This window comes from Streptomyces sodiiphilus (assembly GCF_039529215.1).
Classification (GTDB): Bacteria; Actinomycetota; Actinomycetes; order Streptomycetales; family Streptomycetaceae; genus Streptomyces; species Streptomyces sodiiphilus.
On record NZ_BAAAMJ010000008.1, the window covers coordinates 235,039 to 258,177 of the forward strand.

The 23,139-nt window shown below is 71.8% G+C and carries 22 protein-coding genes and 1 pseudogene; 9 read left to right on the forward strand and 14 right to left on the reverse strand.

The features are described 5' to 3' along the window. Positions 1-105: 105 nt before the first annotated feature. Complete coding sequence (locus tag ABD299_RS04315) at positions 106-2,163, reverse strand: VMAP-C domain-containing protein (RefSeq protein WP_344258948.1); 2,058 nt, start codon at positions 2,161-2,163, stop codon at positions 106-108. A gap of 35 nt (positions 2,164-2,198) precedes the next feature. Further along, the gene (locus ABD299_RS04320; protein WP_344258949.1) at positions 2,199-2,597 is read right to left on the reverse strand and encodes a CU044_2847 family protein; all 399 of its coding nucleotides are present in this window, start codon (positions 2,595-2,597) and stop codon (positions 2,199-2,201) included. Positions 2,598-2,743: 146 nt separating this feature from the next. Here ABD299_RS04320 and ABD299_RS04325 point away from each other — a divergent pair, with 146 nt between their 5' ends. From ABD299_RS04325 to ABD299_RS04335, 3 genes are all read left to right on the forward strand, one after another. After that, positions 2,744-2,929 carry a DUF6104 family protein gene (locus ABD299_RS04325; protein WP_344258950.1) on the forward strand — a complete coding sequence of 62 codons (186 nt, stop codon included), beginning with the start codon at positions 2,744-2,746 and terminating at the stop codon, positions 2,927-2,929. 101 nt (positions 2,930-3,030) lie between these two features. Continuing rightward, positions 3,031-3,924, forward strand: a complete 894-nt coding sequence (locus tag ABD299_RS04330; RefSeq protein WP_344258951.1) for a DUF4097 family beta strand repeat-containing protein — start codon at positions 3,031-3,033, stop codon at positions 3,922-3,924. A gap of 1 nt (position 3,925) precedes the next feature. Then, positions 3,926-4,807: a PadR family transcriptional regulator gene (locus ABD299_RS04335; RefSeq protein WP_344258952.1), complete on the forward strand. Its 882-nt coding sequence runs from the start codon at positions 3,926-3,928 to the stop codon at positions 4,805-4,807. Positions 4,808-4,862: 55 nt separating this feature from the next. Here the strand turns inward: ABD299_RS04335 and ABD299_RS04340 are convergent, their stop codons facing one another. The 3 genes from ABD299_RS04340 to ABD299_RS04350 all read right to left on the reverse strand — a co-directional run bounded on the left by ABD299_RS04340 (position 4,863) and on the right by ABD299_RS04350 (position 9,263). After that, complete coding sequence (locus tag ABD299_RS04340) at positions 4,863-7,301, reverse strand: type 1 periplasmic-binding domain-containing protein (RefSeq protein ID WP_344258953.1); 2,439 nt, start codon at positions 7,299-7,301, stop codon at positions 4,863-4,865. A gap of 359 nt (positions 7,302-7,660) precedes the next feature. Next, positions 7,661-8,623, reverse strand: coding sequence for a zinc-binding dehydrogenase (locus ABD299_RS04345; RefSeq protein WP_344258954.1), 963 nt, complete (start codon positions 8,621-8,623; stop codon positions 7,661-7,663). 118 nt (positions 8,624-8,741) lie between these two features. After that, on the reverse strand, positions 8,742-9,263 hold the full coding sequence (locus ABD299_RS04350) for a DUF6069 family protein (RefSeq protein ID WP_344258955.1): 522 nt from the start codon (positions 9,261-9,263) through the stop codon (positions 8,742-8,744). A 274-nt stretch (positions 9,264-9,537) separates the two neighbouring features. Between ABD299_RS04350 and ABD299_RS04355 the strand changes: the two genes are divergently transcribed. Beyond that, positions 9,538-10,071 (forward strand): GNAT family N-acetyltransferase, encoded by a 534-nt coding sequence (locus tag ABD299_RS04355; protein WP_344258956.1) that lies wholly within the window; start codon positions 9,538-9,540, stop codon positions 10,069-10,071. 73 nt (positions 10,072-10,144) lie between these two features. Here the strand turns inward: ABD299_RS04355 and ABD299_RS04360 are convergent, their stop codons facing one another. Genes ABD299_RS04360 through ABD299_RS04370 form a run of 3 tightly spaced genes read right to left on the reverse strand, consistent with a single transcriptional unit; the run spans position 10,145 to position 12,928 of the window. Next, complete coding sequence (locus ABD299_RS04360) at positions 10,145-10,897, reverse strand: amino acid ABC transporter ATP-binding protein (RefSeq protein WP_344259033.1); 753 nt, start codon at positions 10,895-10,897, stop codon at positions 10,145-10,147. A 50-nt stretch (positions 10,898-10,947) separates the two neighbouring features. Continuing rightward, positions 10,948-11,949, reverse strand: a complete 1,002-nt coding sequence (locus tag ABD299_RS04365) for an amino acid ABC transporter permease (RefSeq protein ID WP_425581246.1) — start codon at positions 11,947-11,949, stop codon at positions 10,948-10,950. Between the two features lie 49 nt (positions 11,950-11,998). After that, positions 11,999-12,928, reverse strand: a complete 930-nt coding sequence (locus ABD299_RS04370) for an ABC transporter substrate-binding protein (protein WP_344258957.1) — start codon at positions 12,926-12,928, stop codon at positions 11,999-12,001. A 555-nt stretch (positions 12,929-13,483) separates the two neighbouring features. Between ABD299_RS04370 and ABD299_RS04375 the strand changes: the two genes are divergently transcribed. Further along, complete coding sequence (locus ABD299_RS04375) at positions 13,484-14,680, forward strand: NAD(P)-dependent malic enzyme (RefSeq protein WP_344258959.1); 1,197 nt, start codon at positions 13,484-13,486, stop codon at positions 14,678-14,680. Positions 14,681-14,775: 95 nt separating this feature from the next. Here the strand turns inward: ABD299_RS04375 and ABD299_RS04380 are convergent, their stop codons facing one another. Further along, positions 14,776-14,958, reverse strand: coding sequence for a hypothetical protein (locus ABD299_RS04380; protein WP_425581247.1), 183 nt, complete (start codon positions 14,956-14,958; stop codon positions 14,776-14,778). A gap of 227 nt (positions 14,959-15,185) precedes the next feature. Between ABD299_RS04380 and ABD299_RS04385 the strand changes: the two genes are divergently transcribed. Continuing rightward, positions 15,186-15,806 carry a CGNR zinc finger domain-containing protein gene (locus tag ABD299_RS04385; protein WP_344258960.1) on the forward strand — a complete coding sequence of 207 codons (621 nt, stop codon included), beginning with the start codon at positions 15,186-15,188 and terminating at the stop codon, positions 15,804-15,806. On the opposite strand, the gene sodX is transcribed toward ABD299_RS04385, so the two are convergent. After that, on the reverse strand, positions 15,719-16,105 hold the full coding sequence (sodX, locus tag ABD299_RS04390; RefSeq protein ID WP_344258961.1) for a nickel-type superoxide dismutase maturation protease: 387 nt from the start codon (positions 16,103-16,105) through the stop codon (positions 15,719-15,721). The genes ABD299_RS04385 and sodX overlap by 88 nt on opposite strands. A 160-nt stretch (positions 16,106-16,265) precedes the next feature. Between sodX and sodN the strand changes: the two genes are divergently transcribed. Continuing rightward, on the forward strand, positions 16,266-16,661 hold the full coding sequence (sodN, locus tag ABD299_RS04395; protein ID WP_344258962.1) for a superoxide dismutase, Ni: 396 nt from the start codon (positions 16,266-16,268) through the stop codon (positions 16,659-16,661). Positions 16,662-16,782: 121 nt separating this feature from the next. Here the strand turns inward: sodN and ABD299_RS04400 are convergent, their stop codons facing one another. From ABD299_RS04400 to ABD299_RS04415, 4 genes are all read right to left on the reverse strand, one after another. Beyond that, positions 16,783-18,876 (reverse strand): ATP-binding SpoIIE family protein phosphatase, encoded by a 2,094-nt coding sequence (locus ABD299_RS04400; protein WP_344258963.1) that lies wholly within the window; start codon positions 18,874-18,876, stop codon positions 16,783-16,785. Between the two features lie 88 nt (positions 18,877-18,964). Next, entirely contained in the window at positions 18,965-20,152 is a 1,188-nt protein-coding gene (locus ABD299_RS04405; protein ID WP_344258964.1) for a methyltransferase domain-containing protein, read from the reverse strand. Continuing rightward, complete coding sequence (gene tgmB / locus ABD299_RS04410; protein ID WP_344258965.1) at positions 20,149-21,114, reverse strand: ATP-grasp ribosomal peptide maturase; 966 nt, start codon at positions 21,112-21,114, stop codon at positions 20,149-20,151. Before tgmB ends, ABD299_RS04405 begins: the two co-directional genes overlap by 4 nt. After that, positions 21,114-21,464: a hypothetical protein gene (locus ABD299_RS04415; RefSeq protein WP_344258966.1), complete on the reverse strand. Its 351-nt coding sequence runs from the start codon at positions 21,462-21,464 to the stop codon at positions 21,114-21,116. The genes tgmB and ABD299_RS04415 overlap by 1 nt, the downstream gene beginning before the upstream one ends. 368 nt (positions 21,465-21,832) lie before the next feature. On the opposite strand from ABD299_RS04415, the pseudogene ABD299_RS04420 reads away from it, so the two are divergent. Together ABD299_RS04420 and ABD299_RS04430 are read left to right on the forward strand one after the other, a co-directional pair. After that, a pseudogene (locus ABD299_RS04420) lies at positions 21,833-22,746 on the forward strand (helix-turn-helix domain-containing protein). Then, positions 22,743-22,943: a DUF397 domain-containing protein gene (locus tag ABD299_RS04430; protein ID WP_344258969.1), complete on the forward strand. Its 201-nt coding sequence runs from the start codon at positions 22,743-22,745 to the stop codon at positions 22,941-22,943. The pseudogene ABD299_RS04420 and the gene ABD299_RS04430 overlap by 4 nt, the downstream one beginning before the upstream one ends. The last annotated feature ends 196 nt before the right edge of the window (positions 22,944-23,139 follow it).

The window sequence follows — 23,139 nt, forward strand, 5'->3', positions numbered from 1 at the left end:
TCGTCGCTCGTGCGTCCGTTGCATCGGGGCAGGGCCGGGCGGGGAACCCGACGGTACCGGGTACCGGCCGCCGGGGGACGGGATCCGGGGTGAAGAGCCCGTCTGTCAGGGCGCTTCCAGGGGATCGTCCGTACCCGCCGGCGACCCCGCCGGATCGTCGTACAGCAGGGCGAGCCCCTTGGACCAGTAGGCCTCGGGAGTGCCGTCGCCGACGGCGGCGCGCAGCCGCCACAGCGCGCCGGGCAGCAGGCCCGCGCCCCGGGCGTCCGTCACCGTGCCGTGCACCCCGCGGTGGAACTCCGCGCAGGTGGTGCCTCGGTCCAGCGTCTCGCGCCGCCACAGCACCACCGGGTGACCACCGGCCACCACGCGGCACAGCGCTCCGGGTTCGGCACCCGACCCCTCGGTGCGGCACAGCACGGGCAGCACACCGGCCCGCCGGGCGCGGAGGTCCGCGGGCCCGGGCACCTGGTGCGGGCGGTGGTCCGCGCAGTCGAGCACCGCGGCCTCCAGCGGCCCCGCGTGCGCGCGCTCCCAGCGGTGACGCAACAGCTCCTGCAGCCCGCCGCCGAGGGCGCCGGGCTCGTCCTCCCCGGTGGCGTGCGGCTCCGAGGGGCGCACCACGACGGGCCGTTGGGTGCCCAGCGGGGGGCCGTCGGGGGTGAGCCGCCACTCGTCGACGGGGAAGTCCAGCAGCGCGCAGGGCAGCGCGGCCTGCAGGGGAGCCTGGTGCTCGGGTTCGTCCGCGCGCCGGAAGGCCTCTGCCAGCGCGGCCCGCAGCCGCTCCGGCGGCCCGTCCGAGGTCTTCGCCCCCAGGTCCTCGTCGACGGAGCCGAGTTCGCCCTCGGGCTGCCCCACGCACACCCGCCAGTCGTAGCCCTCCGGCTCCCAGCCGCGCCGGGTGATCTCCAGCAGCACGAACGGTTCGGTGAGCGCGCCCGGGGCGGCCCGGGCGCGGCCGGTCTCCGCCGGCGGCCGCGGCGGCGCCCCCTCGCCCCGGGTGCCGCGCTCGCGGAGCCGCGCGGCCCGCTCGTCGGCCAGGGTGGCGCGGAACGAACGCGGCAGATCTGCGGCCGCGGCGGTCCTGGCGACCCAGTCCCACAGCCGGCGCTCGGCGTCCTCCGGTGCCGGGAACGGCCGCTCGGCGGTGGCCGCGTGGACGGCGTACCGCAGCAGCGCCTCCAGTTCGGGGTGGCCCTGCCGGAGTCCGTAGAGCTGTCCCAGACCGTCCCGCCAGCCGCGCGGCGCCGGCAGCCTGCCGTCGTGCGGGCGCCCGCTGAGCACCGTGAGCAGTTCGTCCAGCCGTTTGGTGCTGACCGGGGGAGGCAGTTCGGCCAGCAGACCCAGGAGTTCGGTGCGCTGGCCGGGGGTCAGCGCGCGGCCGGCTCCGGCTCCCAGCTCGCTCTGGGCATCGGTCCAGGTGGTGTCGAGCGTGTGGTCGTCGCGGTGACGGTCCGCGTGGTACTGGTCGTGGGCGTGCACGACCCGCTGGTAGAGGTCGTCGCGGCCCGCGGCGACGGGCCCCCGGGGGGACGGCAGCCGGCGCAGCTGGACCACGGAGACGGCGAGCCCGCCGTCCCGGCCGGAGGACCGGCGGGCCTTGAGCACCCCGATCACCTCGCCGCGTTCGAGGTCGACCAGCGGGCCTCCGGAGGCGCCCTCGGGGATCTCGTCCTCGTTGCCGAGCTTGAGCCAGCCGCCGGTGCCCAGTTCACCGCGGATCGAGCACACGCCGCTGACGTCGTGGACCTGGCCGTTCTCCTCGGTGCAGCCGAAGAACGCGACATCCCTGCGGGTGAAGACCTTGGCGGTGCGCTCGCTGAGCCAGACGCAGGCGTGCGGCACCGGCTCCAGCAGCCGGATGAGCGCCAGGTCCGGGGCGGGCCAGGGCCCCGGCGAGGAGTTCTCCCGCGGCTGGGCCCACTCCACGCGGCCGCGGGCGGTGTGTCCGGCGAAACTCAGGCCCACCTCTCGCCCACCTCCTTCGCCCCCGCCTCCGGCCAGCGCCACATGGGCGCAGGTGAGCGCCCAGTTGGGGGCGATGAAGAAGCCACTGCCCCAGGGCCGCCGGTCCGGCCCGTCGGGGGCATACCCGGCCGGCGGGGCATGGATGCGCACCGTCGCGGCGGCGGCAAGGGGTGCCAGGGTCTCGAAAGGGTCCACGTCCGGCGGCCGTGCGCCCCCGGTGCCCACCCCTCTCATCCAGCCTGCCCCGGAGCGCCCGGCGGAGTGCCCTTCCAGGTGAGGGTGACGGTGACGGCCGTCTTTCCCTCCCCGTCGGCCAGCAGTCCGACGACCTTGCCGGCCCGGGCCGTGAACTCCACGCCGAAGGTCACCTTCACCTCGTCGGGGCGGACGGTGCGCAGTCCTTCGGCCAGCGAGCCGGCGACGCCGGTGACCAGTTCCCGCAGCCCTTCCAGACGGGCCGCGGTACGGCCGCCCAGGCCGGTGTCGCTGTAGCCGCCGCCGGGCGGCGGCGCCCCGGGTACCGCGGAGGGACCGGGCCGGCCGGCCACGGGCGGTGGCTCCTCCTCGGTGACGCGGGCCCACACATGGGTGCCGTCCGGCAGGATCACCTCGGTGACAGTGCCACTCACATCCCCCTCCTCCCCCGGGTCCCCTCTCCCGGCGCTCCGAGCGTAGCCGCCGGGGTGACACCGGCGCGAGAGCGCCCGGGAGACATGCATATCCTGAGGCGGGCAAGCCCTGATCGTGTGTCCATTGTGTGCGCAGGGAGCAGTTTGTGTATTTCACCGATCGCGGGATCGAAGAGCTGGAGGACCGGCGCGGCGACGAGGAGGTCAGCTTCGGCTGGCTCTCCGAGCAGCTGCGGGTGTTCGTCGACCTGAACCCCGATTTCGAGGTCCCCGTCGAGCGGCTGGCGACGTGGCTGGCGCGACTGGACGACGAGGACGACGAGGAGGCCTGAGCCCGTCGCGGGGCCGCCCGCACTTGACTTCCCCCTTACGCGATATATCGTGTTGCCTCAGACGCGATATTCCTGACGCGTACCCGAGCGGGGGAGGTCCCGTGGCGCAGCAATCCGCATGGGCGGTCGACGAGGCGCGGACGCTCGACTTCGACGGCCGGCCCGTCGACGAGCTCCACGTACGCCTCGTCAACGGCACGGTGAACGTGGTCGGCACCGACGCCCCCGCGGCGGCGGGCGAGGCGGGCGGCGCACCCGCCGCCAGGGTGGAGATCACCGAGGTCCACGGGGCGCCGGTCACCGTCCGTTACCAGGACGGCCGGCTGACCGTCGGATACGACGACCTGCCCTGGCAGGGCTTCCTGAAATGGCTGGACGGCAAGGGCTGGGAGCGCAGCGCCGTGGTGTCCGTCTCCGTCCCGGCCTCGGTACGCCTGACCGTCGGGGTGGTGGGTGCCTCGGCCATGGTGTCCGGCATCTCCGGACGGACCGAGGTCCGCGGGGTCACCGGGGGCACCACCCTGGTGGGGCTGACCGGCCCGGCCCGGGCCGACACCGTCTCCGGGGACGTGGAGGCACAGGGGCTGGGCGGCGAACTGCGCTTCGGCTCCGTCTCCGGAGGGCTCACCGTCATCGACGGCCGCAGCCCGTCCGTCCGCGCCGACTCGATGAGCGGCACCATGATGCTGGATCTCGCCCCCTCCGACACCCCCGCCGACCTGCGGCTGAGCACCGTATCCGGGGAAGTGGCCGTCCGGCTGCCGGACCCCGCCGACGCGGTGGTCTCGGCCGGTACCGCCGGCGGCACGGTCTCCTCCGCGTTCGACGAGCTGACGGCGACCGGCCAGTGGGCCGGCAAGAAGCTCGGCGGGACGCTCGGGGCCGGCCGCGGCCGGGTCCAGGTCACCACGGTCTCCGGCTCCGTCGCCGTACTGCGCCGGCCGCCCGGCCCCGACGAGGCGCCGGCGGCCACCACTTTGCGGAAGGACGCCTGACATGCCCCCCGTCTTCGGCCACGGCCGGCTGCGCCTGTACCTGCTCAAACTGCTCAGCGAGGCGCCCCGGCACGGCTACGAGGTGATCCGGCTGCTGGAGGAGCGTTTCCAGGGCCTGTACGCGCCCTCCGCCGGAACCGTCTATCCGCGGCTGGCGAAGCTGGAGGCCGAGGGCCTGGTGACGCACGCCGTGGAGGGCGGCCGCAAGGTGTACTCGCTGACGGCCGCCGGGCAGGCCGAGCTGGCCGGGCGGGCCGAGGAGCTCGCCGGGCTGGAGCGCGAGATCCGGGACTCCCTGGCCGCGCTGGCCGCCGGCATACGGGAGGACGTCAGCGGCTCCGCCCGCGACCTGCGCGAGGAGATGCGGCAGGCCGCCGAACGCACCCGCGGAACCGGCCGTGCCGCCGGCGGCGGCACCGGCAACAAGACCGCCTGGCAGGAGGAGGCACGCCGGGCAAAGGAGGAGAGCCGCCGTGCCCGGCAGGAGGCCCGGCAGGCACGGGAGGCGCACAAGCAGGCCAAGGAGGCGGCCCGCGACCACTTCGAGCAGGCCGCGCGGCGCATCCAGGAGCGGGTCCGCTCGCACGTCTCCGCCGGTGACTGGCAGGCCGCCGTCCGCGAGGGCCTGGAAGGGCTGACGCACGAGGTGGGCGGCTGGAGCCGGCTCATGGAGGAGACCGTGGGGGCATCCGCCCCCTCCGAGCCGGCGGACGTCCCCGATCCGGCGCGGGAGCTGGAGCGGCTGCTGGACTCCTTCCGCGACGGCGTGCGGGACGCCGCCCGGGACAACGGCGTCACCCAGGAGCAGCTGCGGGAGGCCCGCCGCGAGCTGTCCGCCGTGGCGGCGCGGCTGGGCGTGCTGCTGCGTCCGCCGCGCGGCTGAGCCCTCCGCGGGCGGGCCCCGCGTCCGCCGGGGCCGCCGGGGCCGCTCGCCCGCCTCACTCGTCCCGCGGGCACGGGTGTCCCTCACGGCCCCAGACCTCGTACACCTCGCTGGTCGCGAACCGCCCGCAGCGCAGCACCACCTCGGGCCTGTCGACCCGGGCCCGCAGGATGTAGACGGGCTTGTCCCGCGGAATCCGGAGCCCTTCGGCCTCGAACTCCAGCACCCCGGTGACGCCCTGGAGGGAGACGTTGCCGTCGGCGAGCATCGTGAGCGCGTTGGTGTGGTCGAAGTTGCTTTCCCCCAGGCGGCTGAGCGCCTGGTGCGCCGCCTCCCGCAGCACGTACAGGCCGTCCCGGCCGAGCGCGGCCATCCCGGCGTCCAGCCGCACGGAGACCTCGTCGGGGTCGTATGCCTCCTCGTACTGGTGCACGAACGCCTCGGCCAGCGGGGACAGCTGTTCCTGGCCGGGCACCGCGTGGGCCAGGTAGTACAGCGTGAGGCCCGGGTACTGCCGCACCGGGTGCGTCGCGTTCAGCGCGTTGGCGACCGCGTCGCCGCCCAGCACCGTGATCCGCGAACCGCAGGCGGGTATCCGGGAGTACTGGCTGAGGAATCCCATCAGATCACCCTCGCGCCCCGCCCAGAAGAGAACCGAGTCGGGCTCCTCGTTCAACAGGTAGGCGCAGGTGGCGTCGGCGATCCGGGCGAACCCCTGAGCCGGGGCGGGTTCGTCGGAGGGCACCTCGGCATGGATGCCGTAACCGGGCCGGTAGTCCAGCATCTCGACCTCTCCGCCCGTCTCCTCCCGGAAATGGTGCGCGAAGCGTTCGGCGAGATTGGCGCTGTAGACGTCGTTCTCGTCCCGGACGACCACCGCCGCCCTGGCCCGGACCGGGTCCTCCCCGTCCCCCCGTTCGACGATCGGCTCGTCCCGCAACAGGGACACCGCCGCGCGCGCCTGACGGTCGTTGGACGGCGCGAGCTGGTAGTACCGGGAGGAGACGAGGGTCATGTCGTCCGCGGTGGCGGTCGTCCCGACCATGGGGATGGCGTGCTCGTCCAGGACCTCCATCGCCCGGAAGGTACTGGTCCGGCTCTGCCCCAGCCCCACCACACCGACGATCTGCTCCTCCCGCGCCGACTCCACGATCCGCTCCGCGACCCGCACCCCGTCGACGAACTCCGGACCCGCGTTGGCCAGCACCACGCGCAGCGCCACGACCTGGTCGGAGTGCGCCACGTCCGCCCAGATCTGCCGGTGGGCGAGCGCGAGCCCGCGCAGTTCGGTGAGCGTGCTCCCCTGTACTGCGCCCGGGTGGCGGGAGCGGCTGGTGTACGGCTCGAAGTGCACCACGGTGCGCACCGGTGTTCCGGTGGCCGCCAGCTTCTCGACTTCCCGGTTCGTCTCATGAATGGCGTCGAACAGCGGCTCGAAGCTCTCCGACATGCCGGCGAAGTAGCTGCCGCCGTCGCTGAGCCCGACGCAGTCGTGTCCGACGGAGCCGGGGAACTGCCCGTCGGGACACGGCGCCCCCTTGCCGATCACCGGCAGCGGGGCCCCCGCCCACCAGGCCGCTCCGGCCAGCAGCGCCAGCAAGGTCAGCAGCGCGGTCAGGCGCAGCATGAGAGCGGGGACAAGGCCGATGGTCTGCTTCGGCTGGATCTTGGGCTTGGTACGAAGGTACTCCTCGACACTGCGATCGGCGGCCTGAGCCGGGTCGGGAATGTCGAGCGCCACCTCCGCCGTGTTGCCGCCCTGGCGGCCCGCGGACTCCCGCAGAACCCGCTTGGCAGCGGCGAAGCCGTCGGCCTTGGGCACACTCAGCGCGTCCCGCTGCGCCGTCGAGACCAGCGCCACCAGCACCGTCGCCTTGGTGGACAAGTCCTTGACCGCGGCGCGGTAGAGGCGCACGAAGTCGGCGACGCGCTGCTGGGCCGTCTCCGCCTCACCCTGCACCGGGCCCACCAGGATCACGAAACGGGTACGGCGAGCCCGCCAGGGAGAGAACAGCCGGCGCTTCACCGCCGCGTCCAGGTCCGCCAGCAGAGCCCGCATCAGGACCTGCTCGGCGTCCTCCGCCCACGAACCGCCGGGAGCCAACTTCTGCGCCTCGGAGAAGAATCCGGAGGTGGCACGGTCACCCGTGTGCCGCTTGGTCCAGTCGGAGAACCACGCCCGGCTCCCGGTCATCCTGCGGTTCGTCCGAAGGACGAACAGCTGCCTGGCGATCCCGTTGTGCCATGCCCAGACACCGGACCGCCACACCGTAGCCCAGAGAGGACCGGCGTTCGGTGACAAGTCCAGTGCGGGGGTCCGCTTCCCGGGACGCTCGTCATACAGGCGGGAGCGCAGCTTTTTCGCGCGGTCCTCCGCGTCCGAGGGCAGCTGCTTCATCCTGACCACTGCCCGCAGCAGCTCGTACTGTGGGAGTTTCAGCCTGCCCGCGTCCCTCGGCATCTCCCGCAGGCCGGGCACGATCAAGCCGAACACTTCGGTTGGTGTATCGCCTTCGCCCGGCGGACCCAGCTCGGCGAGGGCGCACGGGGCCAGAGCATTGTTGCCGGCAGTGCTGCACCGCCTTCGCAGACCATCGAGCATCGCCCGGGCGTTCCCCCCGGGCGAGTCCCCGGCGAGGAGAATCAGTGCCGAGGGGGACCGCAGGGGGTCCTTGACCAAGTCGTCAAACGTGTCCAGGAAATCCGGGATGCCGGGGTACGGCGGGATGCCCGCTTCGGTTGGTGATAAGGCCATGCCCAAGGATGACCGGATCACCCGGAACCTGGGAACGGTCTCGAAAGATTTTGTGCCCGGTTGTTGCCCCGGCATCACGCGTCGCAGCCGGGGCCGCCTCAGACCGTCAGGACGATCTTCCCGAACAGCTCTCCCTCCGCCATCCGGGTGAACCCCTCGCGGGCCCGGTCCAGGGGCAGCACCGAGTCGATGACGGGCCGGATGCCCTTGGCCGCGCAGAAGTTGAGCAGCCCCGCCAGCTCCTCCTTGCTGCCCATCGTGGAACCGACGACCTTGAGCTCCAGGTAGAAGATCCGGGTGAGTTCGGCGGCGGCCGGGTTGGGGCCGGAGGTGGCTCCGGAGATCACCAGCGTGCCACCGGGCCGCAGGGACTTCACCGAGTGCGACCAGGTGGCGGCTCCCACGGTCTCCAGCACCGCGTCGACCCGGTGCGGCAGCCGCGCACCGCTCTCGAAAACGCCCTCCGCGCCCAGCTCCAGGGCCCGGCGACGCTTGGTCTCGTCGCGGCTGGTGACGAACATCCGCAGCCCGGCGGCCGCGCCGAGCACGACGGCCGCGGTGGCGACACCGCCGCCGGCTCCCTGCACCAGCACACTGTCGCCCGGCCGGACACCGGCGTTGGTGAACAGCATCCGGTAGGCCGTCAGCCAGGCGGTGGGCAGGCAGGCCGCCTCCTCGAAGGAGAGCTCCTTCGGCTTGGGCAGCACGTTCCACTGCGGCACCGCGACCCGCTCGGCGAAGCAGCCCTGGTACTTCTCGGTGAGGATCGAGGGCCGCTCACGGGGGCCCACGCCGTGGCCGGTTGCCCCGACGACCGAGTACAGGACGACCTCGTTGCCGTCGGCGTCCACCCCGGCCGCGTCGCAGCCCAGGATCATCGGCAGCGACTCCTGGCCCAGACCCACCCCGCGCAGCGACCAGATGTCGTGGTGGTTGAGCGAGGCCGCCTTGACGTCGACGACCGTCCAGTTCGGCGGGGCATCAGGCTCGGGACGCTCACCCAGCTCCAGGCCGTTGAGCGGCTGATCACTGTCGAATCGCGCGGCGTAGGCAGCAAACATGGGCTCAAGCTACCGGCGGGTCGGTTCGCCGGACCAGAGGCCTCTCCGGGAAGCGATCAATATCACCCCACACTTCACAAGGCCCTCACCAGCCTCTTCTCCCCCGAAGACGGTCCGCTCAGCGTGCGGCGCTGCGGCCGACCGAGCTCAGCAGCGAGCCGATGATGATCCCGATGACGAGATAGACCCCGGCCGTGCCGATCCGGGTCGGCCATTCGGCGTAGACGGTGAACGGCAGCAGCACCACGGCCGTGGTGGCCAGCCCCACGATCCACAGCAGGAACCGCTGCGGCTGCGGCGTGGCGATCAGCAGCAGCTGGAGAACGGCGGTCGCCACCAGGGCGGCACCGGCCGCCCCCAGTGCCAGCGCACCGGTGGTGGCCAGGACCAGGGTGCCGTGCTGTTCGGGGGCGAGTACCGGAATGCCGAGCACCCCGCGCACCAGCATCAGGGCCACCGCCGCGCCCAGGGCGGCGACCAGAGCGGTCATCAGGCCCCCGGTCCACAGCCGCCGGGAGCGGACCGCAAGACCTTCACCGGAACCGCGGATGCTGCTGTACTCGTGGTAGCTGTCATGGTCGTCCGGGCCGGGCGGACCGTAGGGGTCCCGGCCGTAGCCGGGGGGCGGAGAGCCGGTCATGGCGTGCCTCCCCGCTGGTGCCGCGTCGGGGCTCCGGCGGACGGTCGGTCTGTACTGCGCATGGAATGCCTCCCGAGGGGTGCCAGTGGGCGACTACCACGGCAGCCGGGAAGTATGCGGGCCGGACACCGGATGCCCGGCGGAGTCGTCCTCCGCCCCCTCCGGGGCCGTCCCGGGTTCCCCTTACCTCCCGTGAGCTGTCACGCTATAGGGTCGGATCCGGACGAGTACCCGACGGCCGCGCGCCGCCGGGAAGGGCAGGGGGAGTTTTCCCATGGGCAATGTGTTCCTGCGGCGGCTGAGCCGCTGGCAGGCGGAGACCGAGCGGGACGATTTCGCCGATCTGTACACGGAGTGCTACCGGGACGCCCCCGGCACGCAGCCTCTGACCCGGCAGGAGTTCATCGAGCGGTTCTCCGAGGACGTGCAGCAGCCGGAGTTCGACATGCTGGTCGCCAACGACCCCACGCTGGCCGGCTGCGCGTACGGCTTCCGGGTGGACCGCGACAGCCGGTGGTGGGAGCAGTTCCAGGGCATTCCCACGGAGATCGACGAACTCACCGCTTCGCGGCAGATCTTCACGGTGGCGGGTCTGATGGTGCTGCCGCGGCAGCGTCACAAGGGGGTGGCCTCCAAGCTCCAGGACCGGCTGCTGGACCGCGCCAACGCGGCCGTGGCGATCACCGTCATCGAGCCGGGGAACGAGGCGGCCCGGGCCGCCTACCAGAAGTGGGGCTGGGCCAAGGCCGGCGAGCTGAACCCGCACGCCGACATCCCGCCGCTGGAGGCGTGGGCCCGCTGTCTGTGACGCGAAGGAGTGCCGCGGCCCGGCCGCGGCACTCCTTCGCGGGACATGCGGTCGCCACCGCCCCCGTGCCGCCCTACAGCACCTTCGACAAGAACGCCTTGGTGCGCTCGTGCTGCGGGTCGGTGAGGACGTCCCGGGGGTGGCCGGACTCCACGACCACGCCGTCGTCCATGAAGACCAGCGAGTCGCCGACCTCCCGGGCGAAGCCCATCTCGTGCGTGACCACGACCATCGTCATGCCGTCCTCGGCGAGCTGGCGCATCACGTCCAGCACCTCGCCGACCAGTTCGGGGTCGAGCGCCGAGGTGGGCTCGTCGAACAGCATGAGCTTGGGGTCCATCGCCAGGGCGCGGGCGATCGCCACCCGCTGCTGCTGGCCACCGGAGAGCTGGGCCGGGTAGGTGTTCATCCGGTCGGCCAGCCCCACCCGCTCCAGCAGGGCCTCGGCGATCCGCCGGGCGTCGCCCCGGGCGATTCCCTTTACCTGGACCGGCGCCTCCATGACATTCTCGGCGGCCGTCATGTGCGGGAAGAGGTTGAAGCGCTGGAAGACCATGCCGATGTCCCGGCGCTGGAAGGCGACCTCCCGCTCGCGCAGCTCGTAGAGCCGCTCGCCGCGCTGCCGGTAGCCGACCAGCTCGCCGTCCACGTACAGGCGGCCGGCGCTGATCTTCTCCAGGTGGTTGATGCACCGCAGAAAGGTGGACTTGCCCGACCCGGAAGGTCCGACCAGGCAGAACACCTCACCGCGGCGGACCTCCAGATCGATGCCCTTGAGCACATGGATGAGACCGAAGGACTTGTGCACCTGCTCGGCCTTGACCATCAGGTCGTCACCGGGGCCCGCGCCCGGGCCCGGCTGCGTCGGGTTCTCGCTCATACCCGTTCGTCTCCCACCTTGCTCGGCGTGCGGAACGACGTCAGCTGCGCCTTGATGCGCTGCAGCGGTGTGGGCGGCAGCTCACGCTCCGAGCCCTTGGCGTAATACCGCTCCAGGTAGTACTGGCCGATGCTGAAGACCGTGGTGAGCAGCAGGTACCAGATGGTGACGACCAGCAGAAGCTCCATCACCGCGAGGTTGCGCGAGGAGATCCGCTGTCCGGCCAGCATCAGTTCGCCGTACTGGATGGCGTAGGCCAGGGAGGACGTCTTGAGCATGTTGATGAACTCGTTGCCGGTCGGCGGGATGATCACCCGCATCGCCTGCGGGAGCACGATCCGCCGCATGGTGCGGTTGCCGGTCATGCCCAGGGCCTGGGCGGCCTCGGTCTGCCCCCGGTCCACCGACTGGATGCCGGCCCGGCCGATCTCGGCCATGTAGGCGGCCTCGTTCAGGCCCAGTCCGAGGAGCGCGGCCATGAACGGGGTCATGACGTCGTTCATCGGCGCTTCGTAGAACCCGAGGTTGAAGTTCGGGAAGATCAGCGCCAGGTTGTACCAGAGGAAGAGCTGGACCAGCACCGGGGTGCCGCGGAAGAACCAGATGTACCCCCACGCCACGCTGCTCAGCACGGGGTTGCTGGACAGCCGCATCACGGCCAGCAGCATGCCCAGCGACACGCCCAGGAGCATGGCGAGCAGTGTGATCCACAGGGTGTTCTGCGCCCCCGTGATGACCGTCTGCCAGAAGAGGTAGTCGCCGACGACCTCCCAGCGGATCCTGGCGTTGACGAAGGCCACCACCACCATGGCCAGAGCGCCGAGCACCACGGCGGCGCCGATCCAGCGGCCGTAGTGCCGGACGGGGACGGCCTTGATGGCCTCCGGCGGTATGCCGGTGCGGTCGTGGTCCGGCGCTCCGGCGCCGGCCCCCCCGCCGTCATCGGCGTAGGGGGCCGTACCGGGCGTCCGGTCCTCGGGTTCGTGTGGCTCGGACACGGTGCGTTACCTCTGTCTGACTGCTGAACTGGTCGGCTGCGCTACGACGTCATTCACCGGCGTTGACGGTGGCCTCGTCGATGGCACCGGTCTCCGCGTCCCACTTGGCCAGCACCTCGGCGTAGGTGCCGTCGTCGATGATGGCCTGGACCGCGGCCTGGAGCGCGTCGCGCAGCTCCGGGTTGTCCTTGGGGACGGCGATGCCGTAGGGGGCGGCGTCGATCTGCTCGCCCACGACCTCGAAGAGGTCACCGCCGCCGGCCTCCAGCGCGTTGTACAGGGCGACCGGGTAGTCGGTGATGACGGCGTCGGCACGGCCCTGCTGCAGCTGGGTGATCGAGTCGGAGTCGGTCTCGAAGTCGAGAATCCGGATCGGGTCGTCGCACTCCTCGTTCTGCGCGACCGCGAGGTCCTCGTTGGCGGTGCCGCGCTGGAGGGCGACGGTCTGCCCGCACATGTCCTCCAGCGTCTTGATGCCCGCGGGGTTCCCCTGCTGCACCAGGATGGCGGAGCCGGCCTGGAAGTAGTTCACGAAGTCGGCGCCGCCCTCGGCGTCCTCGGTCGCGCCCCGCTGCCGGTCGGCGGTGTCCGTCATGGCGGACATGATGATGTCGTGCCGGCCGGAGTTCATGCCCAGCACCAGGCCGTCGAAGGTGCCGTTCTCGAAGACGAACTCCACACCCAGCTTCTCGCCCATCGCGGCGGCGATGTCCGGGTCGATGCCGGCCACCTCGTCGTTCTCGTCGTAGAACTCGATCGGGGCGTAGTCGATGTCCGAGCCGACCTTGATCCGGCCGGCCTCCTGGATGTCCGCGGGGAGCAGGTCCCACAGCGGCGCGTCGGAGCCGCCGGCCTCGCCGACGGTGTCACCGCCGTTGTCCCCGTTGTCGGAGCCGCAGCCGGTCAGCAGCAGCGCACCGGCGGCGACGAGGGCCCCGAGCGTGGCGAGGCGGGAGCGGCGGGTGGTGCTGGCGGTCATCGCGTGGTCCTCCTGCTGAGTGGTGGAGTGGCCGGAAAGCTGTGCACATTCGTTCGAACGGGCCGGACAGTTTCCGGTGGGGGGCATCCTGCCATCCGGTGCATTTCATCGGACCCATCGCTACGTCAAGATCGGATAACGGACACCGGGCCCCGGACACCGGGGGTGCGAAAAAGCCTCCCCCGCCGCGGGCCTTGGCGAGAGTGCGGCATGCCCGGCATCCGGGTGAGAGATGTGTCACCCAGAGCCGCCTCGCCCTTCGTGCGAGACCCGAACAGCTGCCGGTTTTCCAGGTCATGGGCGCCTTCGGAGTGAGTCAACTCCTGCTCATGTGATGACGAACCCACTCGTGCGAGAGGCGTCCCATCCGGTAGAACAGATCGTTACACCCCTCACCCGGGGACCTGGGCGCGTGTGCGGCGCGTCCGGCGTTCGCTCACCGGTCCCGACAGCGCCCCATTCGCCGGACGGACCGCGGACGTGGTGCCCGCCCGTTCCCCGACCGGGGGACGGCCACCCTCGAGCACAGAGACTTAAATAAAAGGGGTCAACCCAGTGGCATCGGAGATCATCAATCCACAGAGTGAACTGACCGCGACCGGACTCGATCCGGCGTTCGCGCTGCACCGCGGCGGCAAGATGGCCGTCCGCTCCACCGTGCCGGTGCGCGACGCCGACGACCTCTCGCTCGCCTACACCCCGGGCGTCGCCCGGGTGTGCGGCGCGATCGCCGAGAAGCCGGAACTCGTGCACGACTACACCTGGAAGTCCCAGGTCGTCGCTGTGATCACGGACGGCAGCGCGGTGCTCGGACTGGGTGACATCGGCCCGGAGGCGTCGCTGCCGGTGATGGAGGGCAAGGCGATCCTTTTCAAGCAGTTCGCCGGCGTGGACGCGGTCCCGATCGCGCTGGACTGCCGGGACACCGACGACATCGTGGAGACCATCGCCCGGCTGGCCCCCTCCTTCGGCGGAATCAACCTGGAGGACATCTCCGCGCCGCGCTGCTTCGAGATCGAGCGCAAGCTCCAGGAGCGGGTGGACATCCCGGTCTTCCACGACGACCAGCACGGCACCGCCGTGGTCACCCTCGCCGCGTTGCGCAACGCCGCCCGCCTCACCGGGCGGCAGCTGGGCGAGCTGCGCGCGGTCATCTCCGGCGCGGGCGCCGCCGGCGCGGCCATCGCGAAGATCCTGGTCGGCGCCGGCATCGGGGACGTCGCCCTGTGCGACCGCAAGGGCATCGTCTCCCGGGACCGCGACGATCTCACCGACGTCAAGCGGGAACTGGCCGGCCTCACCAACTCGGCGGGCCTCAGCGGCCCGCTGGAGACCGCCCTGGACGGCGCGGACGTCTTCATCGGCGTGAGCGGCGGCACCGTCCCGGAGGCAGCCGTCGCCAAGATGGCCCCGGAGGCCTTCATCTTCGCCATGGCCAACCCGGATCCGGAGATCCACCCCGAGATCGCCTCGCGGTACGCCTCGGTGGTGGCCACCGGGCGCAGCGACTACCCGAACCAGATCAACAACGTGCTGGCCTTCCCCGGGATCTTCTCCGGTGCCCTGCAGGTCCGGGCCTCCCGGATCACCGAGGGCATGAAGCTGGCCGCGGCCGAGGCGCTGGCGGCCGTGGTCGCCGACGAGCTGAGCCCGTCCTGCGTCATCCCCTCGCCGTTCGACGAGCGGGTCGCCCCGGCGGTGGCCGCCGCGGTGGCCCAGTGCGCCCGCGACGAGGGCGTCGCCCGGCGCTGACCGGCCCTTTCGCGCCCGCACGTGCCGGCCGCGTCCTTCCCGCCCGTTTCCCGGGCGGGGACGGCGCGGCCGACGCGGTCACCGGGCCCGCGCGCTCACCGCAGCGCGAGCACCACGGCGTCACTGAGCGACGCCCACACCGGCCGGGCCTCCGCGAAACCGGCCTTCCGCAGCGTTCCGGCGTGCCACCCGGGCGACTGCGCCTGCCCGTCGGAGTGATCTCCGTCGGCCGGATTGCCGAAGAGGGCATAGCGCTCCCGCACCGGACCGGCGAGCACCGGATCCGCCTCGGCGGCGCGCCACCAGTCCGTCCAGTCCTGCGCCCCGGCCTCCTTCGCCTCCTCCCGGCGGGCCTTGTCGAGCGCGGGGTCCGGGAGATACCACTCCTGCTGCTCGCGGGCATGCCGGGCGCAGCCGGACGGCGATTCGCGTAATAGATGCCATGCGCATGGACCACTTACCTTGTACGCTGCTGACCATACACGCCGGGCCGTAAGGACCAGAATTGGAACTGACCTATTACGCAGACTTCGCGGTGCGTCTGGTGAACACCGAGGAACCCGGACGGGCACGGGACACCCTGAACTCCGTCGAAGCCGTCCGGGACCTCTTCGGGGAGGCCCGGCACGCGGCCCGCCGGGCCGGCGAGGCCGACGTGACACGGCTGCGCGGGGTCCGGACCCGGCTGCGCGCGGTCTTCACCGCAGCCTCCGAGGGCAACGAGCGACAGGCTGTCGACCTGCTCAACTCGCTGCTGCTGGAGTACCCCTCCAGCCCGCAGATCTCCGGCCACGACCACCTGGACGACAGCGGCCGTCCCCGGTGGCACCTGCACCTGGCCGAGCACCCCTCCAACGCCACGGCCGGCTACGCCGCCATCGCCTGCATGGGGCTGGCGTTCCAGCTCACCGATCTCGGTGTGGACCGGCTGGGCATCTGCGAGGCCGCTCCCTGCCGCAACGCCTACATCGACACCTCGACCAACCGTTCCAAGCGCTACTGCTCCGACCGCTGCGCGACCCGGGCGAACGTCGCCGCCTACCGCGCCCGCAAACGCCGGGAACGCGAACCGAACGGCCGCACCGCGGAGGACAGCCAGCCCAGCAGCGCGACCGGCGAGCGCTGACCCCGCGACGGCAGCGGCCGCAGCCGCAGCAGCGCGCGGGCCATCACCAGATCCGCCGGCACCGCACCGAACTCCCGGCTGTCGTTGGTCACCCGCGGGTTGTCCCCGCGCACCCACCAGCCACCCGGCCGGCGCTCCACCGCCCGCTTGACGATCAGCAGGTCGTGCTGGAACGGGTGCCGCACCACGATCACGTCCCCGGGCCGCACCCGGCCGCCGTACCGCAGCAGCAGCCGGTCCCCCGGACGCAGGGTGGGCAGCATCGACGGGTTGTACACCTCTGCCAGCCCCACTCTCATCCGCCGCCCACCGCCGTCTCCTCTCGTCCCGGTCCGGAAGCCCGGCCGGCCCTCGGACTTTTGGCCCAAGCCCGGCCGGGGACCCGGGTCCACCGCAAATTGCCGTCCCGTACCGAGTAATCTCGCACGTGAGAAGACGATCACGAGGAAGGACAGCTCCATGCTTTCCCGCCTGTTCGCCCCCACGGTCAAGGTCAGCGCACACTGCGACCTGCCCTGCGGCGTCTACGACCCGGCCCAGGCCCGCATCGAGGCCGAGTCCGTCAAGGCCATCCAGGAGAAGTACCAGGCCAACGAGGACCCGCACTACCGGGCCCGCGCCACCACCATCAAGGAGGAGCGCGCGGAGCTGGCCAAGCACCACGTCTCGGTGCTGTGGAGCGACTACTTCAAGCCTCCGCACTTCGAGAAGTACCCCGAGCTCCACCAGCTGGTGAACGACACCCTCAAGGCCCTCAGCGCCGCGAAGGGGTCCACCGACCCGGCCACCGGGCAGAAGGCCCTGGACTACATCGCCCAGATCGACAAGATCTTCTGGGAGACCAAGAAGGCCTGACCCTCCGTCACGCCACCCGGCCCGCGGCTCTCCCGGCCGCCGTGCCGTCCCCGCACCCGGTCCGCAACACACGCCGCCCACGGCGTCCGTGTCACGGACCGGGTGCGGGCGTTCCGGGAGCTCACAGCTCCTCGACGATCTGTTCGGTCCAGATGGTCTTGCCGCCGGGGGTGTAGCGGCTGCCCCAGCGGTGGGAGACCTGGGCGACGAGGAACAGGCCGCGGCCGCCCTCGTCCGAGAGCTGCGCGCGACGCAGGTGCGGCTGCGTCTGGCTCGGGTCGGAGACCTCGCAGATCAGGCGCTCGTCCCAGGTCAGGCGAAGACCGATGGGGCCTCCGGCGTATCGGACCGCGTTGGTCACCAGTTCACTGACGATCAGCTCCGTGCTGAAGACCATCTGCTCCAGGCCCCACTCCCCGAGCTGGGCGGACACCTGGGACCTGCTGCCCGCCACGGCGCCGGGGTCCGCGGGCAGTTCCCAGGCGACGGTACGGCCCGGGGGCACCTCGCCCACCCGCGCCAGCAGCAGTGCCAGGTCCTCCTCGCGCGGCCCCTCTCTCAGCTCGGCCGACCACCGCTCCCCCACGTCGCTCAGCGGGCCGGTCCGGCCGGCGCCCTCCTGTGCGGCCCCGTACATGCGCTCCACATCCCGGTCGGCGTCCCGGTGCCCGCCGAACCGTCCACCGCTGTGGAAGGCCAGCACATCGCCCGCCTCCAGCAGCAGCTCCACCGGCTCGAAGGGTTCCCCGCCGGTGCCCAGCGGAGGGCCGGGGCTGAGCTTCACCTCCTCGGCGGCCGCGCCACCCCCGCGCGCCAGCAGGGGCGGGGGGTGCCCCGCCGCCGCGACCAGGCACTGGCGGCTGACCGGGTCGTAGGTGGCGTACAGGCACGTGGCGCTGAGCAGTGAGGCGGCGTCGGCGGAACGAGGGTTGCGCTGTGCCTCGTCCTCGCCGAACCGGACCACCAGGTCATCCAGGTGACCGAGCAGTTCGTCGGGGGCCGGGTCCAGGTCGGCCAGCGTCTGCACGGCCGCGCGCAGCCGTCCCATCGCGCCCGCGGCATTCACGCCCCGGCCGGCCACCCGTCCGACCACGAAGGCGATACGGGTGCCGGAGAGCCGGATCACGTCGTACCAGCTGCCGCCGGTCCCCGCCGCCGTACTCGCCGGCAGATACGTGCCGGAGGTCTCCGCCGCCGTGACACGCACCACGGGGCGCGGCAGGAGGCTGCGCTGCAGCCGCTCGGCGGTGCGGCGCTCCCGGGTGTAGCGCCGGGCGTTGTCCAGGCTGAGCGACAGCCGGGAGGCGATCTCCTCCGCCAGGGTCCCGTCGGCCTGTTCGAAGCCCGAACGGTCCCCGGTGCGCCACAGCAGGATGCCGCCGAGGACCAGCCCCCGGGCCAGGAGAGGAATCATGAGGAAGGACGTCGCGGCCTCGGGGACGATCCTGTAGAACCGCTCGAAGGCCGGCATGATCGCCCGCAGCTGCTCCAGGTTGGGCAGAATGGCCGCCTCGCCCCTGCGGACGTGCTGGGCCTCGATGTTCCCCAGTCGGATGGGGTCCCCGACCTGGTAGATCTCCTCGGGCCACTGGCCGTCCGCTGCCGCCACCGCGATCCGCCGCAGCGGGGTGCTCGTGGTGAACTCGCCCGGCTCCTCCCCGGCCAGCACGCTCTCCGTGACGTCCACGGCCCCGAGGTCGGCGAAGGCCGGCACGAGCATGGCCACGAGATCCTCGGCGTTCTCGGTGATGTCCAGCGAGCCGCCGATGCGCACCGCCGCGGCGTGCAGCAGGTCCAGTCGCTGACGCGCGCGGGGGTTGGTGACCAGCACGCCCCCGCCGGCCAGCGCCACGTGCCCGTCCGCGCCGTCCTCGTCCTCGGGGGTCAGCCGGACCAGGAGGCGGGCGTCCGTGCCCTCCGCGAGCGGGACGGCCTCCAGCGTGACGGTGGTCCTGCCGCCCGCCAGGTCCCGCAGCACCGCACGCATGCTGCCCTGCCAGTCACCGGCCACCCCTTCCAGCAGCTTCGTCCACACCGAGGTGCCCTCGAACAGAAGTCCGAGGTTCCGGCCACGGACCTCCCCGGCCGTGCCGCCCAGCAGCTCCAGCGCCGGTCGCGTGCACGTCAGCACCGCGCAGTGAGCACCCAGCACCAGCTCGGCGGAATGTCCCGCACCCGCCGAGCCGTTCCCGGGTGACCTGCCCCGGCCGGTCATCCACCCGCTGCCGCACGGGCAGCAGCGACCATGACGTCCACACTCCCATTAAAGGCGCCCAGGGCCGATTCCGCCCGTCCACGGCCGGTCAGCCCGTCAGCGGCCAGTGACGGGGAGGCCCGCCGGGGGGCGTGTGGGCGAGCGTCTGACGGCCGGGAGCGGCCTCGATGGTGAACCACTCGCGGCGCGGACGGTGGAGCCGGAGCCATTCCTCGTGGGCCTCCTCGGCCGTTGACCACAGGTCGTGAGGCCCGAAGACGGTCACCTCCGACCCGCCACGGGACGGCTCCGCGATGTGCGCGCCGGAACCGTCCGAGGGGTCGTACAAGGTCGTCACCCGGCGTCCCTCACTGTCCCGGCCGTGGCCCCGCACCGTGCCGGCCGGGAATCGGATGTCGGCGAAGAAGGAGAACGTCCAGTCGTCCAGGACACTCGCGGGCAGCGGTGACCGACGGCGCACGGCTGTGGACGGGACCGCTCCGGGCCCCGGCACGCTACGCCGCGGGCCGGACTCCAGCGGCATGAAGGAGGCAGGTGTGTGCAGGACGTGCCCGGCGGCCGTGCCGTCGGGCAGCTTGGTGAGTCTGACCACCAGGCCCCCGGCGAGTGCGCCCTTGACCGGAACGACCATCACCCCGCCGGGGAGCAGTTGTTCCAGCCACGCGGGAGGGATGTGCCGCACGGAGCAGGTGGCGATGATCCGGTCGTACGGTGCCCGCCCGGGCAGCCCCGCCGCGCCGTCGCCCTGCCGCACGAAGGGTGTGTGCCCGGTGGCCGCCAGGCGGTCACGGGCCAGGGCCACCAGCGCGGCGGACCGGTCGACGCTGGCGACGCACCCATCGCCCGCCAGCCTGCTCAGCAGCGCCGCGTTGTAACCGGAACCGGTGCCGATCTCCAGCACCGTCGTTCCCGGCCGGACGTCGAGAGCGTCCAGCATGTCCGCCATCAGTCCGGGCGCAGTGGAGGAGGACGTGGGGACCCCCGTGACGCCCTCAGGACCCGCCTGCTCGGCGTGCAGCCCGTCCACCTCGGTGATGAGCGAGTCGTCCGCGTAAACCTGGTCCAGCCAGCCCTCCGGATCACCGTCGGTCACCCGCCAGGGAGTGAAGCGCTCGCCGTCGCGCCGGTAGAAGACCGGGACAAACGGGTGCCGGGGGACGTTGAGGAAGACCTCGGCGAGCCGGGAGGACAGCACGACGCTGCCGCGGTCGATGCTCCGGGTGAGGGCGATCCTCGCGGCTGCCAGCCGCCGCGCGTCCTGAAGAATGTCCGTCACTTCTCCGCTTCCAGATAGTCGGCGATGGCGGCCGTGATGGGAAGGCCGGTCGCCTGTTCCACGAACCCGAACTGACCGCTGGGGTTCACTTCCAAGAACCGCCATGAGCCCTCGGGGGTCACCACGAAGTCGAAGGCTCCATACGGAAGAGCCAGACGTTCGAGCAGCCTGTGCACCCCCCTCACCACCTCCGGCGGGGGCGTGCAGATCCGGTACGTGTGCGAGGCGTAGTCCCTGCGCCAGTCCACGTGGCCGGATTCCGAGGTGGTGTGGATTTCTGCTCCGAACAGCTTTTCCGCGACGGCGGTCAGCCTGACGTCATACGCCTTGGGCACCCATTCCTGGAACAGGTGCGCCGTCGTTCCGATGTCCGGATGCGGCAGCATCCCGGGAGGCACCAGGCTCGCGTACACGGCGGCGGTGCGACCGTCCACGGTTCCGCGCACCTGGGAGAACGGCTTGTACAGCAAGGGCCCGTCGAGCGTGCCGGAGAACCGGGCAGCCGCTTCCGGGTCGTTGGTGATCAGAGTCCGGGGAACACTGAGGCCGGCCTCCGCGGCCAGCCGCAACTGCAGCGGCTTGTACTCGGCGTCGGCGGCCGGGCCCGGCGGAGGAAGCCAGCGGCACGGCAGCGACAGCAGCAGCCCGCCGAACCCCCGCCGGGCCTCCGCCGCGGCCACCGCACGGGCCGCCCCCGGCATGCCCTCGGCCACCCGTGGGCGGGCGGGGCGCCGGTAGTACACGGAGCGGACCGCCTCCAGGCACAGCGTCCGGCTACGGCTTCGGAGAGTGCCGCGCCAGCCGCTCGGCCCCATCGTCGCGTCCAGCACGAGTTCCTGGGGGAAACCGGCCAGATCGGCCCGGAACACCGGGACGGCTCGCCGGTTCAGCTCCTCCACCACCAAGTCCGCCGTCGGATCGAAACGGCCGGCGAGTACGAGGACCGTTCCTCCGCTGCTCATCAGTCGTCACTGGGGCCGGGATCGTCCGGGGCGTCGAGCTGCCCGCCGGGGTCGGTGGGGCCGAAGGTCTTCGGCGGGTTCTTGGTCATGAAGACCCCGGGGGGAAGCCCTTCATAGGTCCCGGTCTGCGACATCTCGTCGTAGCCGATGTCCTGCGGAAGGACACCGCCGGTCCCCGCATCGCCCACGGGGGTGAGGAAGCGGAGGGCGAAAGGGCCCGGGCCCGGGCCTGCTGCGAGTTCGGGCAGATCGGGAGCACTCCCCCTCTCCAGCGGTAACCGGGATTCCGGCGCGTCGAGGCACAATGTGCCGGGAATCGCGTCGCGTTCCTGTTCAGTGGTGACGGACATGACTCACTTCCCTGTCATAGTGATCTTTGTCGCCCGGTCGGCGGCTCGGTTATGCCCGCCCGGATCACCCAGGAAACCGGCCCGGCGTGCGGTTGCGGGGCCCTTTCCACCACCTCCGGCGCAAACGGAATCCTCCGCGCCATTTTCCGTGCGCCCCTCGGGATACCCGGAAAGGGGAGGAACACATTACGGAACCCCTCAGGCTCCCGGCATGTCCGGGAGACCCCGAGACGACATTGGGACGTTCGCCCTCGCCGGCGAAGGCCCGGACGGTACGACGGGAAGCCGTACCGGGCCGCACCGACGGTCCGCAGTGACCTGCCGACGGCACCGCCGTTGAACAGGTACACGGCGGAAGGCAAGAGCGCATGGATGCGGAGAAGCGACAGGTGCCGGTCGGAGAGGAGCGTCACACGACGCCGGAGCCCCGGCACCCGGATCCGGAGGAATGGGTGGCGGACCGGCTGAACCCGGACGACCGCCCCGGTATCGACCCCGTGCTCCGCACGGTGGGAAAGCAGATCAAACGGCTCAGGGAGCTGGCCGGTCTCACCCAGCCCGAATTCGGACGGGCCATCGGCTACGGGGCGGATCTCGTGGCGTCGGTCGAGCGTGGCAGGCGGGCACCGAAACCACAGTTCCTGGCGGCGTCGGAGCGGGTCCTCGACGCCCGCGGGGTCTTGGACGCCGTCGAGGACGAGGTGAGCCAGGCCCGGTTCCCGGCACGGTTCCGTGACTTCGCCCGGTGGGAGAAGGAAGCGGTCAGCCTCTACTCGTACGCGGCCCTCACGGTTCCTGGGCTGCTGCAGACCGAGGCGTACGCCCGCGCCCTGATGAGGGACTACTGCCCACCGCTGGCCGACGAGGTCGTGGAGGACCGCGTGGCGGCCCGGATGGAACGGCGCGCCATCTTCGAGAGCCAGCGGGCCGTGGTGACGGGCTTCGTGCTGGAGGAGGCTGTCCTGCGCCGGCCGGTGGGCGGAGCGGAGGTGATGAGGGAACAGTTGCGCTGGATCCGGGGCATGTCCGGGCTGCGGAACGTCTCGGTCCAGGTGATGCCCACCTCCCGGTGGAAGCACCACGGGATTTACGGCTCGATCACGCTCCTCGACACCCGGGACGGCGTATGGTCATGTACACGGAGTCGCAGGGGATGAGCGGCGTGATCACCGACCGGGCGAAGGTGCGGGTCTACGCCCAGCGCCACGGGATCATCCGCATGCAGGCCCTGGACACCGAGGAATCGGCACGGTTCATCGACCAGTTGGCGGGAGAGCTATGACCACCCTGCACGGCGCACCGGCGGACCTCGTCTGGCACAAGAGCAGCTACAGCGACGGCGAAGGCGCCGAATGCGCCGAGACCGCCGCCGACGCAGCCGCCGTCCACGTCCGGGACTCCAAGGACCCCGGACGTCCGCACCTCACCTTCCCGCGCGGCCAATGGACCGCGTTCCTCACCGCCACCTCCCGCCTTTGAGACTTCACCGGATGAGACGCCCCGACCTGCCTTCGCTCATCAGCGACTGCCGCCCGTGACCGTGCAGGCCGCCGGATGGCCGACGGCCCCCCACCCTTAGAGGGAAATCGTCTGGCTGCGGATGACTTGCGGGGTTCTGCGGTGAGATGTGTCCTGGTACTGCCGCCGGGGCCGGCCGGCGCCGGAGCCCGCGGTG